This is a genomic window from Buttiauxella brennerae ATCC 51605 (genome assembly GCF_001654925.1).
Taxonomy (GTDB): Bacteria; Pseudomonadota; Gammaproteobacteria; order Enterobacterales; family Enterobacteriaceae; genus Buttiauxella; species Buttiauxella brennerae.
In genome coordinates, this window is the sequence record NZ_LXER01000070.1 from 1 (window position 1) to 398 (window position 398).

Here is a 398-nt window from a genome sequence, read left to right on the forward strand (position 1 = left end):
GCGTGTTACGCGTAGTACGTCATCGTGGATTCCAGATTTGTGCGATGAACATGGAAACCGCCGCCGATCCGCAGAACATAAATATTGAATTGACCGTTGCCAGCCCCAGGTCTGTCGAATTACTGTTTAGCCAGCTAAGCAAACTGGTTGACGTAGCTCGTGTCGAGATCCAGCAACGTACAACGACATCACAACAAATACGCGCCTGAGCGCAAAAGGAAGAAAAATGACGACGAAAAAAGCTGATTACATTTGGTCCAATGGCGAGATGATTCGTTGGGAAGACGCGAAGGTTCACGTGATGTCCCACGCATTACACTACGGTACTTCAGTCTTTGAAGGGATCCGTTGCTACGACTCGCACAAAGGGCCAGTGGTGTTCCGCCATCGCGAACACA

At 49.7% G+C, this 398-nt stretch carries 1 protein-coding gene and 1 pseudogene; both read left to right on the forward strand.

Annotated features, from left to right (window positions below):
- Positions 1–2: 2 nt before the first annotated feature.
- On the forward strand, positions 3–209 hold the full coding sequence (ilvM, locus tag M975_RS22025; protein WP_083967930.1) for an acetolactate synthase 2 small subunit: 207 nt from the start codon (positions 3–5) through the stop codon (positions 207–209).
- 17 nt (positions 210–226) lie between these two features.
- Positions 227–398, forward strand: a pseudogene (locus M975_RS22030) (branched chain amino acid aminotransferase); the annotation flags it as partial.